The 14,752-nt window shown below is 60.0% G+C and carries 10 protein-coding genes; 1 reads left to right on the top strand and 9 read right to left on the bottom strand.

Features of this window, described 5'->3' with window-relative positions; translation table 11 throughout:
• Positions 1-62: 62 nt before the first annotated feature.
• The 7 genes from EKM85_RS00855 to EKM85_RS00825 form a co-directional block, all read right to left on the bottom strand.
• Entirely contained in the window at positions 63-1,832 is a 1,770-nt protein-coding gene (locus EKM85_RS00855; protein WP_125584382.1) for a glycoside hydrolase family 13 protein, read from the bottom strand.
• Positions 1,833-1,841: 9 nt separating this feature from the next.
• A complete protein-coding gene (locus tag EKM85_RS00850) occupies positions 1,842-4,235 on the bottom strand; it encodes a glycogen/starch/alpha-glucan phosphorylase (RefSeq protein ID WP_125584381.1) in 2,394 nt (797 codons plus the stop codon).
• A 23-nt stretch (positions 4,236-4,258) separates the two neighbouring features.
• Entirely contained in the window at positions 4,259-5,686 is a 1,428-nt protein-coding gene (gene glgA / locus EKM85_RS00845) for a glycogen synthase GlgA (RefSeq protein ID WP_125584380.1), read from the bottom strand.
• Positions 5,679-7,583 carry a 1,4-alpha-glucan branching protein GlgB gene (gene glgB / locus EKM85_RS00840; protein ID WP_125584379.1) on the bottom strand — a complete coding sequence of 635 codons (1,905 nt, stop codon included), beginning with the start codon at positions 7,581-7,583 and terminating at the stop codon, positions 5,679-5,681. The genes glgA and glgB overlap by 8 nt, the downstream gene beginning before the upstream one ends.
• A 666-nt stretch (positions 7,584-8,249) precedes the next feature.
• Positions 8,250-8,480, bottom strand: a complete 231-nt coding sequence (locus EKM85_RS00835) for a hypothetical protein (RefSeq protein ID WP_125584378.1) — start codon at positions 8,478-8,480, stop codon at positions 8,250-8,252.
• Positions 8,481-8,501: 21 nt separating this feature from the next.
• The gene (locus EKM85_RS00830; protein WP_125584377.1) at positions 8,502-9,845 is read right to left on the bottom strand and encodes a PTS sugar transporter subunit IIC; all 1,344 of its coding nucleotides are present in this window, start codon (positions 9,843-9,845) and stop codon (positions 8,502-8,504) included.
• 114 nt (positions 9,846-9,959) lie between these two features.
• The gene (locus tag EKM85_RS00825; protein ID WP_125584376.1) at positions 9,960-11,333 is read right to left on the bottom strand and encodes a glycoside hydrolase family 1 protein; all 1,374 of its coding nucleotides are present in this window, start codon (positions 11,331-11,333) and stop codon (positions 9,960-9,962) included.
• A gap of 179 nt (positions 11,334-11,512) precedes the next feature.
• Here EKM85_RS00825 and EKM85_RS00820 point away from each other — a divergent pair, with 179 nt between their 5' ends.
• Complete coding sequence (locus tag EKM85_RS00820; protein WP_125584375.1) at positions 11,513-12,247, top strand: GntR family transcriptional regulator; 735 nt, start codon at positions 11,513-11,515, stop codon at positions 12,245-12,247.
• Between the two features lie 87 nt (positions 12,248-12,334).
• Here the strand turns inward: EKM85_RS00820 and glgD are convergent, their stop codons facing one another.
• Together glgD and EKM85_RS00810 are read right to left on the bottom strand one after the other, a co-directional pair.
• Positions 12,335-13,501: a glucose-1-phosphate adenylyltransferase subunit GlgD gene (gene glgD / locus EKM85_RS00815; RefSeq protein ID WP_125584374.1), complete on the bottom strand. Its 1,167-nt coding sequence runs from the start codon at positions 13,499-13,501 to the stop codon at positions 12,335-12,337.
• A complete protein-coding gene (locus tag EKM85_RS00810; RefSeq protein WP_125584373.1) occupies positions 13,498-14,640 on the bottom strand; it encodes a glucose-1-phosphate adenylyltransferase in 1,143 nt (380 codons plus the stop codon). Before EKM85_RS00810 ends, glgD begins: the two co-directional genes overlap by 4 nt.
• Between the last annotated feature and the right edge of the window lie 112 nt (positions 14,641-14,752).

Below are 14,752 nucleotides of genomic sequence, written 5' to 3'. Positions count from 1 at the left end.
CGCTTGTCTACGTGGCGTTGCCTATGGAACATGACTAGGGCATTTTGTCCTGGTCTCTTTTTTTACTCTGTCAGATACAGCACCTGGCTGTGCGGCGCGATGGTCTCGGCGCGCAGGCTGGCCTGCTGGCCCGGCGTCAGGTAGGCCCCGGCGGCAAGCGGCGGCGCGAACGCCAGCGGCGCATCGGTGGGGTTGAACAGCGCCACCAAGGACTGCGCCCCGCGCGTGCGGACGATGCCCAGCCCAGCGCCAAAAGTGAAGCCCGTGAAGGCCGCGGCGGCTTGCAGGACCGGCTGGCGCCGCCACTGGGCCGCCTGATCGTAGATGGCCAGGACCGCGGCATTTTCTCGGCCCCACGGGTAGAACTTGCGGTTCTGCGGGTCGCTACCGCCGGTCAGCCCCGCCTCATCGCCGTAGTACAGCACCTGGTTGCCAGGCAGCACCGTCCACAGGAGGACGGCCTGCGCCAGGCGCGCCAAGTCATTGTCCAGCACGGTCAGGACGCGCGGCGTGTCATGGGTGCCAAGGCTGGTGAAATTCGAGGCGAACACGGCGGCCGGATAGTTTTCCTGCAGGGTGAGCAGCTTTTGCAGCACCAGCGCCGCCGCCTGCCGGCCGGCCGCAAAGTCCAAGATCAAGGCGCGCTGCGGGTAGTTCATCACGCTTTGCAGCATCTCGCCCATCAGGTAAGGGCGCCGCCGGCCGTACGCGATCTTGTTTGAGGCGTCCTCCCAGACCTCCCCGATCAGGACCCGCTCCGGGTACTGATCCAGCAGGCGCCGGATCTGGCGCAGAAAGGCCAAGTCGAGTTCGTCGGCCACATCCAGCCGCCAGCCGTCAACGCCCAGCCCTGTCCAGTAGCCCAGCACCGAGTCCGGGCCGCCGGCGATAAAGTCGTGAAAGGACTGGCTTTGTTTGTTGATCGCCGGCAGATCCAAGACCCCCCACCAACTGGCGTAGTCGTCCGGAAAATGCTTGAAGGTGAACCAGTCGGCGTAAGGACTGGCCGGATCCTGGGCGGCGCCGCCGGCCGGATAGTGGCCAAAGGCGTTGAAATACCGCGAATCGCGCCCCACGTGGTTGAACACCCCGTCCAAGATCAGGTGCATCCCCCGCGCGTGCACGGCCGCCACTAGGGCCTTAAAGTCGGCCAACGTGCCGAGCACCGGGTCGATCTTGAAATAGTCGCCCGTGTCGTAGCGGTGGTTGCTGGCCGCTTCAAAAATCGGGCTCAGGTACAGCGCGGTGAAGCCGCGGGCCTGGATCAGGTCCAGCTTTTGGATGATGCCTTGGAGATTGCCCCCGTAAAAATCCCACCGCACGACCTCGCCGGCCGCATCCTTGATGTAATACGGGTCATCGGTCAGCTGGCCGTACAAGAAGGTGTTGGGCTTGGGCGCATTCACGTGGCCGTCCGCATTGCCGTTGTTGAACCGGTCCCCAAAAATATGGTAAATGCGGGCATTCTCGTACCAGGCGGGTACCGTCTCTTGCCGCTGCACCACCGTCAGCTGGTACCACGGCGCCGCATTTTCGTCCTGGTACTCACCGCTGGGCCCGCCGCTGCCGGCAAGACTGGGCGCCAGCACGCTGGTACCACCCGGACCCACCACCGCAAACCGGTAGAACCACAGCCCTGCCGCGCCGATCGTGGCACTGCCCTCAAACGCTTCTGCGGTGTGCGCCAGCGGGATCGTTTGCGCCGCCTGCCCTTCCTGGCGCAAGATTAGCAACACCTCATCGGCGTCATTGCCGCGCACGGTGAAATGAAGCACCGTGTTCACCACCAGCGCGCCGCAGGGGCGGCGGTCAAGAAACGAATCGTATCTCATACAAGTCTCCTATTCATCGGCCGGCTGGCTCGGTAGCACCTGCCAGATCTCCCGGCCGTAGCGGGCCACCGTGAAGTCAGCGGCGAACTGCCCGCTGGCGGCGATGTTGGCCAGGGCCAGGCGCGCCCAGGCCAGCGGCGTCTGGGATAGCTGATCGAGCCTGCGAGAAGCCGCAAGGTAACTGCGAAAATCCGCCAGCACAAAGTAATTGTCGTTGTACTCGAGCAGCTCGTCTTGGATCTCACGGCCCTCGGTGGCGACGCCGGGGATCGTCCCGTCTGTCAGCATATCGACAATGCGGTGGATCAACGGGTCCTGGTCGTACAGGGCGCGCGCGCTGTAGGTGTGATCGCGCTGGGCAGCTTCAACCTGGGCGGCGGTGAGGCCAAACACGGCCATTGAGTCCTTGCCGGCAGCGTCGCGGATCTCGATGTTCGCCCCGTCAAGCGTGGCCAGAGTGATCGCACCGGTGGCCATCAGTTTCATGTTTGAGGTTCCCGAAGCCTCGGTGCCGGCTAGCGAGATCTGCTCCGAGATGTCGGCCGCGGGGATGATCTGTTCCCCGAGGCTGACCCCGTAGTTTGGCAAAAAGGCCACCTTCAGCTTCGTGTTGACCGCCGGGTCATGGTTGACCAAATCGGCCACCGCGTTGATCAGCTTGATGACCGCCTTGGCGTACCGGTAGCTAGGCGCGGCCTTCGCGCCGAAGACGTGAACGCGCGGCGGCCGGTCCTCCCCGTTTTTCAGCGCCAAGTACGCCTCAAGGATCCCAAACACATGCAGCAGCTGGCGTTTGTAAGCGTGCAGGCGCTTGATCTGCACGTCAAACAGCGACGCCGGTGCCACCGTCAGGCCGAGCTGGCGCTGGATCAGGTCCGCCAGCTTCAGCTTGTTTTGCTGCTTGGCGGCGATCAGGTCGGTTAAAAACTGCTCGTCGTCCTCAAATTCCCGCAGCCGGGTGAGGGCCAGCGGATTGCGCCGCCACCCCGGGCCGATCTTCGTATCGATCAACGTCGCCAGCGCGGGATCGGCGATCTGCACCCACCGCCGCTGTGTGATGCCGTTCGTCTCATTGGTAAACCGCTCCGGGAAGATTTGGTAAAGGGCTTTGAGCACGCTTTGCTTCAGGAGTTCGGAGTGAAGCTTGGCCACGCCGTTGACGGCGTGGCTGCCGATCACCGCCAGAAAGGCCATGCGCAGCTGCCCGTCGGCCAACGGCGCCGCCTGGTTCACGATCAGTTCGCCGTACCGCCGCACGTACGTCAGGCGGAAGCGGCGATCGATCTCCTGGGCGATTTGAAACAGCCGCGGCAGTAGGCTGGCAAACATCGCCTGCGGCCAGCTTTCCAGCGCCTCGGCCATCAGCGTGTGGTTCGTGTAGCTCATCGTCGCCACGGTCACCTGCCACGCCTGCTCCCAGCTCATTTCCTCTTCGTCCAGCAGGATGCGCATCAGCTCCAGCACGGCCATGGCCGGATGGGTGTCGTTGATGTGGATGGCAACGAAGTGCGGGAGCACACTGAGGTCCCGGTGGAACCGTTTGAAGTGGGTCACGATGCTTTGGATCCCGGCCGAGACAAAGAAGTACTCCTGCCGCAGCCGCAGCTCGCGGCCCGCCGAGTCAGAATCGTCCGGATAAAGGATCTGGGTGATCGCGTTGATCCGCGCCTTTTCGGCGAGGTCGTGGACCCGCCCAGGAACGGTCTCGGCGCTCCAGAGCCGCATCGTGTTGACCACGCCCGTCTGGTACCCCACCATCGGCGTGTCGTACGGAACCGCCAGCACGTCGTCAGTGTCGTGATAAATGGCCTGAAGACTGCCGTTTTGCCGCGGCCGCAGTGCGACCTGGCCGCCGTACTTCACGATCACGGCCCGGTTCTCCTTGCGCGTCTCCCACATATCTGGATCACGCAGCCAGTCGTCTGGCAGCTCGACCTGGTAGCCGTCAACGAAGCGCTGCTGAAACAGCCCGTACTGGTAGCGAATGCCGTTGCCGTTGCCGGCCATGCCAACGCTGGCCATGCTGTCCATAAACGCCGCCGCCAGTCGCCCCAGCCCGCCGTTGCCCAGCCCCGGATCGGCTTCCTGCGCATAGATCACTGCAGGATCAAGCCCCAGCTTGCGCAGGCCCTTTTCCACCGTGTCCTTGATGCCGAGGTTCAGCAGATTGGACGCCAGCAGCCGCCCGGGCAGAAATTCAATGGAAAAGTAGTACACCTGCTTTTCCTGCGTCCGGTCGTAGCGGTCCTTGGTGTCCGCCCACTGCTTGGCGTAGTAACGCTTGACGGTCACCGCCAGCGCCTGATATTGCTGCTGCGGCGACAGCTGATCCAGCTCGTCGGCAAACAGCGCCAAGGCGTTATCTTCAAATTCGCGCACAAATTGCGAAGTCGTCAGTGCCATGAACTCCCCTCCAATGTGCCAAACTACCGGTAGCTGGCGATGTAAAGCTTGGCCGCATGGACCCAATCAAAGTCCTGCGCCATCGCCTGTTGCTGCAGCTGGGCATAAACTTTAGGCTGCTTTTGATAGATCGTCGCGGCCCGCACCAAGGTGTCAGCCAAGACCTGCGGGGTGAAGTCGTAGTAGGAAAAACCCGTCCCCGCGCCGGTGGTCTCGTCGTACGGCTGAACCGAATCGCGCAAGCCGCCCGTCTCGTGCACGATCGGCAGCGTCCCGTACCGCATGGCCATCATCTGGGCCAGGCCACTAGGCTCAAAGGCGCTCGGCATCACGAAGAAATCGGCACCGCCGTAGATCTTCTGCGCCAGCCCTTCGTCAAACCGCACGAGGCTGGCGACCTTACCGGCGAAGCGGTCACGCAAATGGTTGAACCCTTCCTCAATGTCGCCGTCGCCGGTGCCCAGCATCACCACCTGAATGTCCAGCCCGGGTAGCAGCGTCTCCAGCGCCGCCAGCAGCTGGTCCATCCCCTTTTGCCGGGTCAGCCGCGACACGATGCCAAAAATCGGCACGCTGCGCTGCGGCAGACCAACCGTTTTCTGGAGGTCACGCTTGTCCTTCGCCTTGTCCTTGATGGTCTTGGCCGAATAAGTCGCCTTGACGTTGGCATCCGTGGCCGGGTCGTAGAGCTTGGTATCGATCCCGTTCAGGATCCCGCGGAGCTTGCCCGCCTGCCGCCGCAGCGTCCCGTCAAGGTGCTCACCGAACGCCGGGGTTTGGATCTCCTGCGCGTAGGTCGGGCTCACCGTGGTCACCACGTCGGCAAAATTGATGCCGCCTTTCAACCAGTTGACCTGACCGTCCTGGGCGAAGCCATCGGCGTGAAAGTACTGCCGACCGATCCCAAACACGGTGTCCAGGATGCTCGGCGGAAACCAGCCCTGAAACTGCAGGTTGTGGATCGTCAGCTCGGTTTTGATTCCTTGATACGGCGTGATCCAGCCGTACTTATCCCGCAGCAGGACCGGCACGAAGGCCGTGTGCCAGTCGTTAACGTGCAGCACATCGGGAATGAAGTCGAGTACCTGCATCATTTCGATCAGCGCCATTTGGAAAAAGCCAAAGCGCCCGCCGTCGTCCCAGTAGCCGTAAAGTCCGCCGCGGCCAAAGAACTCCTCATTATCGATCAGGTAGTACGGCACCCCGCCTAACGCCAGGGTTTTGACGCCCACGTACTTCTCAACGCCGCCAACCTGCACCGTAAACTGCGCCAGGTTCTGCATTTGCTTGGCGTACTTCGCGGGCATTTTTTGACTGTAGTAAGGCAGCACCACGCGCACGTCCAGTCCGGCCGCGTGCAGCGCCTGCGGCAGCGCGTAGGCCACATCGCCAAGGCCCCCTGTCTTGTAAAACGGGGCACCTTCTGCGGCGGCAAATAATACTTTAGTCATCGCTTCTCACCTCCAAGTGGGAATCCAGGTTCACTTTCTCGGTCAAGGGTCTCAGCAGCAGCGCCCCCATCGCCGGCAGCACCACGGTCACGCTGTCCGGGCGGCCGCGCTCAGGGATGCCGCGGGAGCGCACGATCCGCTGCAGGTGGGTCCAGGTGCCGCCAAACCGCGCGCTTTCGGTGTTAAGCACCACCTCGTAGGTCCCGGCCGCCGGCACCGGCAGCACAAACGCCTGCCGCTCCTCGGGCAGCAGGTTCAGCGCGACGATCAGGCAGTCTCCGGCCCGCTTGCCGTGCCGCTCAAAGGCAATCACATCCGGGCGATCGCCGATGGTGATGGTGATACCGGCGCCCTGGAAGTCCTGCTGCCACAGGGCCGGCGTGTGCAGGTACAGGTGGTTCAGCGCCTTGGTGAAGGTCTGCATTTTCGCGTTCAGCGGGTCGGCCAAGTCGACCCACTCGAGCTGGCTCCAGTCGCGCCATTCGAGAAATTGGCCCCACTCGCTGCCCATGAACAGCAGTTTCTTGCCCGGGAACGTCATTTGCCACACGGCCATGGTGCGGAGGTTGGCGAACTGGTTGTACCGGTCGCCCGGCATCTTGTGCATCAGCGACTTCTTGCCGTGCACGACCTCATCGTGGGAGAACGGCAGGATGAACTGCTCATTTTGCATGTAGACCCAAGAAAAGGTGAGCTGATCAATGTGCTGCCGGCGGGCGTATGGATCCGTGCTGAAGTACTTCAGCGTGTCGTTCATCCAGCCCATGTTCCACTTGTAGTTGAACCCCAGCCCGCCCGCGTCGATGGGCGCGGAGACCTGCGGGTAGTCGGAGCTTTCCTCGGCGATCATGAGCACGTCCGGATGGGCGGCAAACACTTCTGTGTTCAGCCGCTTCAAAAATGCGGTGCCTTCAAGGTTCTCGCGGCCACCATTGCGATTGCGATCATGCTCTTTGCCCGCGTCATAGTCCATGTAGAGCATGTTGGACACCGCGTCTACTCGCAGGCCGTCCAGGTGACACCAATCAAGCCAGAACATCGCCGACGACAGCAGAAAGCTTTGGACCTGGGCCTTGCCGAGGTCAAAGTTCCACGTCCCCCACCGCACGTTGTCGGCGCGGTGCGGATCGGCGTACTCGAAGGTCGCGGTGCCATCAAACTGCGCCAGCGTGTCCGTATTGCGAATAAAATGGCCCGGCACCCAATCCATGATCACGCCCAGCCCCAGCTGGTGCGCCGCATCAATCAACGCCAGGAAATCCGCGGGTGAACCAAACCGGCTGGTGGGCGCAAAGTAGCCCATCAGCTGGTAGCCCCAGCTGGCATCCAGCAGGTGCTCCATCAGCGGCATCAGCTCCAGGTGGGTGTAACCCATCTCCTTGACGTAAGGCAGGACCTGGGCGATCGCCTCACGGTAGGTCAGGTAGCTGCCATCCTCGTGGCGCTTGAACGATCCCAGGTGCAGCTCGTAGATGTTAAGCGGCTGATCGTACGATAGCTGCGTGCGCCGCTTGGCCAGCCAAGCCGCATCGCCCCACTGATGCGCGGGCAAGTCGCTGAGCCGCGCCGCAGTCCCGGGCTTTTTTTCAAACGCGAAGCCGTACGGGTCGATTTTCTCCACCACCTCACCCTTGGCCGTGGTGATCTGCACCTTGTACAGCTGGCCGGCTTGTCCCGGGTGTTGCCCGAGCCAGCAGCCGGTCTCGCCCACCGGCGTCAGCAGCACCGGCTGCCACGCGGAAAACTCACCGACGATGGCGACCGTGCGCGCATGCGGGGCCCACACCAAGAACTGCCACTGGTCTGCCCCCACCCGATGGGCGCCAAACCGCCGGAAGCTTTGGTTATCCTGCCCGCGGTTGAATAAATACAGCCATTTCGCTAAATCCTCTGCCAACTGCCACGCCCCCTTTCCCCGCTACTATACCATGTAAGCGCCGTCAACCGGCAAAAAAACGCTTAGGCCGCCCCGCCACCAAAAAAGCCGGCTTTCCTAATAATTTCAGGAAAACCGGCCCTGTGACCGCGTGCTGCCGCGCCGCAGCCACGCAAAGGGCACCATCCCTTGCGAAATGGTGTCCCGCCCCCCGGGTCTCCCCGGGGATTTTGTTGTCCCGGTTGCCCGGGCCTACTACCGCCTTGTCGTTGCCGCCAAGGGTCGCTGTATTCAGTTAGGAGTGGTAGTAGCGTCCTGTCATGCGTCCTGAAAGGACCCCGTGCTTTCCACATGGTCTTCGTCGCCAAACCGATCGGAAGGCTCAGCATGCCTGATCTCCCCCATCGCTGGGGTTGGACTGTCAGGCAGTTTCCGGGTGACTCTGACGGGGTTGTTCCTTCCTCGCCCTCCCATCATCCAAAGCCAGCATAACGCCTTTGCCACTCTTTGACTACCAGTTGGACTCGCGTTTACGCAATTCGTTTATTTATATAATCACAAGCTCGCCTGAAGTCCGGCCAGCGCTGGTGCTCGCGATGACCGCCGGTGCCGCTAAGCACTTGGGCTCCGACTTGGCACCGTGCAAAAAACAGCCGTCAGAATAAACTGACGGCTGCTGACCGGCGCTCAGTGCCACCGGTGCTTTTTATCTAAGCGGTCCGCGACCCGCTGGGGGTGGCGAATCGCCTCGACGATTTCGTAGATGAAGTACGCGCAGATGGCAAACGTGGAAAGGGTCACGACCCCCCAGCCAAAGTGCCGAACGTCGTTGATCGCCAGCATCAGCATCAGCGCTGCCCCTGCGATACTGATCCAGATACGCCGCGGATTACCAGCAGTCGGTTTCTTTTGTTCCATGTTCACCCTCCTGACTTAAGCCTAAGCTTCAGTGCTGCTTGCTTCGTCCATCTTGGCTTCCTGAGCGGCAACCCGTTCAGAGATCCGCATGAATGGCAGGTAGAGCAGCACCCCAACGACGATCACAATGATCTGCGCCAGGACCGCACGCCAATCGCCAACAGTGGCAAGCCATGGGCCGATGATCGGTGGCGTGATCCATGGGACCAGCACCTTCATCCGGGAGATCAGGCCCCAGGAAGTGGCGAAGTACCCAATGAGCGTCCCAATAATTGGGAAGGTGACAAACGGGATCATCATCGGCAGGTTGAACACGATTGGATAGCCGAAGATCATGGGTTCATTAATGTTGAAGATCCCAGGCGCCAAGGACAGCGCCGCGATTTGCCGCGAGGACTTGACCTTACTGAACAGCAGGATCGCGATGATCAGCGAGATCGTGGAACCAGAACCGCCGACCAGGGTGAACGTGGAAACAAAACTGGTGTTGATGATGTTCGGAATGGCCTTGTGCGCCGCGTAAGCCGCCATGTTCTGGTTCATGTTGACCAGGACCAGCGGATCAAGCAGTGAGCCGGAAAGAACGGTCTGGTGAATCCCGAAGGTAAATAGCAAGTTTGCAAAGAAATAAATGACACAGTAGCCAACTAGGCTCGTGTTGAACCCACGCAGTGGCTCCTGGATCCAGGTCTTGATCAGGCCAACCAGGTCGGAGTTAAAGATCCCAGCCAGGAGGGCGGCGATCACAGCGAACAGTGACATCAAGATCAAAGCTGGGATCAGCACGCTGAAGGAGGCAGAAACCGCCGGCGGAATGTTTTCGCCCAGGTGGATCTGCAGCTTCTTGACCCCGGCCAGCTTGACGAACAGCGAGGTCGCAACCAAGCCGACGATGATCCCGCCGAACATGCCTTGCGTCCCCAGCCACAGGGTGGAGAAGCCGCCGGTGACCGTGACCGTCTTACCGGCCAGGGTCGTCATGGGCACAGACTGTGGCATCACGATAAACGTGGACGCCAAAGACATTGCGGCCGCAGCGATCGGGTTCTCGAAGTTCATGTTCTTCGCCAGGCAGTACCCGATCATTGGGGCGACCAGAACGCCAGCGACGTTCAAAGTCCCATTAGTAATGGCGTTGCCGAACACCTGCCACTTGGCAAGCGTCGCGCCTTTAAACAGCCAGACGAACACGGTGTTATTGAGCATCGTGCCCAGGCCGGCAATGATGAAGACCGGCAGGATGACAGCGAACGCATCACGCAATGAGCGCAGATACAGTAGGTTGCCAAACTTGACCGCGATCTCCGTAAATTTGTTCAAGAAGGCATTGTTTTGCAGCTTCTCGGACGAGGTCTCTTTGGCCATGAGTAAATCCCCCTTAGATTAAACAACGAAAAATAATATCGCGTGCCGCCGTCTTCAGCGCACTGAAGGCTGAGGCACGATTGATCACTGGCCTGGCGCTTTCGCTAAGCCGGCTTAGTCCAAATTCGCGCCGTTGGTTGCGATCACGTGTTTGAACCAGGCGTATGACTTCTTCGGGACCCGTTTCAGGTCCTTCAGATCAGAATTGGTGCGGTTGACATAGACCATGCCGTAACGCTTGTCCATGTTGCCGCTGGAACTTGGAATGTCGATCAGCCCCCAACCGAGGTACCCGATGACGTCAACGCCATCAATGTTCACGGCATCCTTGAGCGCCTGAATGTGGACGCGGTGATAGGCGATCCGATAATCATCCTGGATCTCCTTGCCCGTGTACTGTTCACGCACCCCGATCCCGTTTTCAATGGGGAACATCGGCACGTGGTACTGATCGTAAACTTTGGTGAGAATGTCGCGGAAGCCGAGCGGATCAACGTTCCAGCCCCACTCGTTGACCGGCAGCCCAGGCACTTGCTCGGACCCGTAGTCAAGGTAGTGGTTGACGATCGTGTTGATCGGCACCTTGTCAGAATTGATCTGACCGGAGCGGTAGTAGGAAAAGGCGATGAAGTCGCTCTTCAGCTGCTTGAACGCGGCCTTGTCTTCAGCGGTGAAGTCCATGTCGATGGCGTGGTTCTTGACGAAGGTCATGACTTCCGTAGAGTACTGGCCGTTGACGAACACGTCCAGCAGGTTCTTGTTGAAAAACTCATCGATCTGGCGCGCGTACAGAATATCGCGCGGTGCAGAACTGGCCGGGTACACCTCGCTGTACGCGAGCATCCCGCCGATCTTGGCGGCAGACTTTGCGTGCAGGTAATTGGCAACCTCGGCATGGGCGACCATCACGTGGTGGGAAATGGTGTACAAAGCGGAGTCGCTCCGTTCACCATCTAGGTCACCAGCGATGCGGTACGCGTCGGGCATAAAGTAGAGGTTTTGCTCGTTGAACGTGATCCAATACGGAACGCGGTCTGCGAACTCGTCGATCATTTTCTTGCCGTAACGCACGAACGCCTCAACGACGTGGCGGCTGGCAAAGCCGTTGTACTTTTCGGCCAAGGCCAGCGGCATGTCGAAGTGATAAAGACAGATCATCGGGGTGATCCCGGCGGCGATGAGCTTATCGATCAAATCGGAATAGAACTTGATCCCTTCCGCGTTGAAGTCACCATCGCCGGTCGGGCAGACCCGGCTCCAGGAAATCTGGAACCGGTAAGCATTCATGCCCTGATCGGCCATCAGCTTGATGTCCTCGTCGTAGCGGTGGTAGTCGTCGATGGCAACGTGCCAGTCCGAAGCGTCCTTCGAAGCTGGCCGGTCATCGTACACCGACTTGCCCTTGCCGCCCTCGTTCCAGCCGCCTTCTGTTTGCATGCTGGAAGTTGAATTGCCCCATAAAAATCCTTTTGGTAATGCTTGACTCATCCTGCGCAGCCTCCTCGTTAATTATTGGATCCGGTTCCATTATGGCGCTTTCATGGATATATGTAAATGTTTTTTATAACTGTTGTCTACACTTTTAAATTCAAATGGCCAACCGCCTGGTTTTCCCCAGGTAGTGTCGTACAATGAAGGCAGACAGGTGGAAAAGAGAGGACGCAAAGATGTATAAGTACCAACAAATCGCCCAGGCCTTGCACCAAATGTTCACCGACGGCACCTATGCCCCGGGCGCCTTGCTGCCCGACCAGGAGCAGCTGGCCAAACAGTTTCACACTACTCGCATCACGATCAGAAAGGCCATTCAACTCCTGATCGTCGAAGGCGTGGTGTACTCAAAACGAGGCGCGGGGACCTTTTTGCGCAAGGATTATCAGCCCGCCGAGAATCCCGAAGACTCACCGATCGACAAGCCGATCGGCACCACTGCCACCCAGCAGGGCCGCAAAGTCACCAGCAAGGTCCTCGGCCTGACGGCACGCATGCCCACGAAGCAAGAACAAAAGGCGCTGGTGATCGGCACGGCGGATCCCGTGTACGTCATTGACCGCGTGCGCTTCGTGGAAGGCACGGTGTTTGCCTACGAGCACACCATCATGCCGACTGCCATCATGCCCATCACCGAGGAGATCCTCCAGGGGTCGGTCTACGCCGCGCTGCTGGCGCACGGGGTGAAGATCGCCGGCTCGCATCGTAAGGTCTACGCGATTAAGGCCACCAAGGCCGACGTCTTGGCCATCGGGGCGAAGCTGAACGATCCGGTCCTCGTCATCAAGCAGACGAGTTACACCGAAGAAGGGGCGCCGTTTGAATTCTCCGAGAGCCATTTCCCCTATCAGCACGCCAGCGTCACTGCCGACGTGGAGCTCGGGCCATTCAAACCCAAGGCAGCAAAATAGGCCATTGCGCAAACTGCCGCGCAATGACCTATTTTTTTTGGGGCACAAACACGCTTGCGATTGCTTTTCGGCCCCCGGCGGCCGGATTTATCCCGCGGGCTGCGGTGTCAGATCCTTCATCTTCAGAATTGACCGGTTCTTGCCGATCACCAGCGGCGCCTCCGGCTTGCCCTCCAGCTTGAGGTTTGGCCCGATCACCACGCCTTTGTCGAGGATCACGTTTCTGACCGTGGAGCCCGTTGAGATCTTCGCGCCTTGCATGATCACACTGTTTTCGACCACGGCGCCTTGGTGCACGACCACGCTGCGGGAGATCACGCTGTGCTTGATCTCGCCTTCGACGTAGGCCCCGGTCCCCAGCAGCGCATCACTCACCTCCGCACCGCGGGCAAAGAACGTCGGGACCTCGTTTTTACTCTTAGTCAGCACCGGGACGGCGGAGAACATCAGCGACTGGTAATTGGCATCGTCCAGCATGCCCAAGCTGGCAGCAAAGAAGCGCTGCATGCTGGAGATCCGCGCCAGATAGCCGGTGTACTCAAAAGCATTCGCATTGTTGGCCAGTACGTAATCGCGCAGCAGCTCCGGCAGTGTCACAAACGTCTTCGCGCCGGCCGCCACGTCAAGCAGATCGATCAGGTCGTTGGTCGCCAGCAAATAGGTGTCCATGAACGCCGGCAGCGTCTCGCTTGGCCGCTCGTGGCGGTCTTTTTGCCGCAGGATCGCCGAGGCGGTGCCCTGCTCTGACAACGTCAAGGTCCAGTCATCCGGGGTGAAGTCCTCGCTGGGCAGCTTCTTATAAACCAGCGTGATCGGCGCATCCCCCGCCTCGTGGTAGGCCAAAACGGCGGTCAGGTCCACCGAAGCGATGTTACTGCTGCCGATGATCACCGTGTAGGTCGAGCCGCTGCGGCGCAGGAACGTTGTGTAGTCATCGTAGTAACGCTGCCGCAGCGCCGGATCGCTGTAATCGCGGGTGGCGATGTAAGGGAACATGAACACCCCACCCTGGATCAGATCCAGGTTCCAGGACGCGCCATCGCGAATATGGTCTTGGACGGACCGGGCCGATTGGGGCATGAACAGGCCGACACTGTGGACCCCGGCATGGGTCACCGCACTCAGTGGAAAATCGATCAGCCGGTAGCGGCCGGCAAACGGCAACGTGCCAATTGGCCGGTACGCGGTCAACGGCATCAGCGCTTCGCCATCTTCGTTGAGATCGATAACAGCGCTCAATTCTCCTTGTGTCATGCTTTCTCCTTTCTGCCCACGGCTTCCCCGTAGCCAACCACGGCAATTTCATCGGGTTTGCCGATGACTTCACCGTTATCGCCGACGATCGCATTTTCCCCAATGATGGCGTGATCGATCGTCGCATTCTTACCAATGGTGGCGTTCGGCATGACCATCGAATCCTTGACCACGCTGCCTTCACCCACGCGCACGCTTTGCGACAGCACACTGTGGTCCACGGTCCCGGCAATGTACGAGCCGTCCGTCAGCATCGAGCGCGAAACTTTAGCCGTCTTGGTCAAAAACATCGGCGGCAGGGCCTCGGTCTGCGAGAAGATCCGCCAGCTGCGGTTGGCGATGTTTAGCGAGTTCGTCGGCGACAAGAACTCCATGTTTGCCTCCCACAGCGACTGGATGGTCCCCACATCTTTCCAGTAGCCGTGGAACGAATACGCGTAGGTTGGCTCGTTGTGCGCCAAATAAGCTGGGATCACATCGTTGCCGAAGTCCTCCATCTTGCCGTCGGTGGCGTAACTTTCCGTCAAGTAGCGCCGCAGGATCGGCCAGTCAAAAATGTAGATCCCCATGGAGGCCAGATTGGACTTGGGCTCCTTTGGTTTCTCTTGGAACTCGATGATCCGGTCGGTGTCGTCGGTGTTCATGATGCCAAAGCGCGAGGCGTCGGCTTTGGGCACCGGCATGACGGCCACGGTCAAGGCCGCCTTCTTGAGCTTATGGGCCCGCAGCATCCGCTCGTAGTCCATCTTGTAGATATGATCGCCTGAAAGCACCAGCAGGTAGTCCGGGTTGTAGGAGTCGATGTACGCAATGTTTTGATAGATCGCGTGCGCCGTCCCTTCAAAGAACTTCTCGCCCTCGCTGGACGCGTATGGCTGCAAGATCGTCACCCCGGCGCCGGCCACGTTCAGGCCCCACGCCGCGCCATTTTGAATGTGCCGATTAAGCTCCAATGGCTGGTACTGCGTGATGACCCCCACCGTGTCGACCCCGGAATTGGCCAAATTACTTAACGTGAAATCGATGATGCGATAGCGCCCCCCGAACGGCACCGATGGCTTCGCCGTCGTTCGGGTCAGCTTTCCCAAGCGAGTGCCCTGGCCGCCCGCGAGGATCATCCCCAACATTTCAGTACGCATGTTTGTCCCTCCTTGCCAGCAGGGCGTCAGCGTCCCAACGAGTTGACGTGCCCCACCTTCTCGGGTCAAGCGTAGCACGAATTAAAGCGCTTACCTAGCAAAAAGTCTTGGC

Origin of the sequence: Lacticaseibacillus jixianensis, from assembly GCF_003946485.1 — a bacterium.
In the GTDB taxonomy this organism is placed as follows: domain Bacteria; phylum Bacillota; class Bacilli; order Lactobacillales; family Lactobacillaceae; genus Lacticaseibacillus; species Lacticaseibacillus jixianensis.
Note: the sequence above shows the minus strand (reverse complement) of the source record. Positions and strands in the feature narration are given on the sequence as shown.

Bases quoted from the DNA above. Each gene is read 5' to 3' on its own strand.
- EKM85_RS00855 (WP_125584382.1), bottom strand. From the start codon at position 1,832: ATGAGATACGATTCGTTTCTTGACCGCCGCCCCTGCGGCGCGCTGGTG.
- EKM85_RS00850 (WP_125584381.1), bottom strand. From the start codon at position 4,235: ATGGCACTGACGACTTCGCAATTTGTGCGCGAATTTGAAGATAACGCC.
- glgA (WP_125584380.1), bottom strand. From the start codon at position 5,686: ATGACTAAAGTATTATTTGCCGCCGCAGAAGGTGCCCCGTTTTACAAG.
- EKM85_RS00835 (WP_125584378.1), bottom strand. From the start codon at position 8,480: ATGGAACAAAAGAAACCGACTGCTGGTAATCCGCGGCGTATCTGGATC.
- EKM85_RS00830 (WP_125584377.1), bottom strand. From the start codon at position 9,845: ATGGCCAAAGAGACCTCGTCCGAGAAGCTGCAAAACAATGCCTTCTTG.
- EKM85_RS00825 (WP_125584376.1), bottom strand. From the start codon at position 11,333: ATGAGTCAAGCATTACCAAAAGGATTTTTATGGGGCAATTCAACTTCC.
- EKM85_RS00820 (WP_125584375.1), top strand. From the start codon at position 11,513: ATGTATAAGTACCAACAAATCGCCCAGGCCTTGCACCAAATGTTCACC.
- glgD (WP_125584374.1), bottom strand. From the start codon at position 13,501: ATGACACAAGGAGAATTGAGCGCTGTTATCGATCTCAACGAAGATGGC.
- EKM85_RS00810 (WP_125584373.1), bottom strand. From the start codon at position 14,640: ATGCGTACTGAAATGTTGGGGATGATCCTCGCGGGCGGCCAGGGCACT.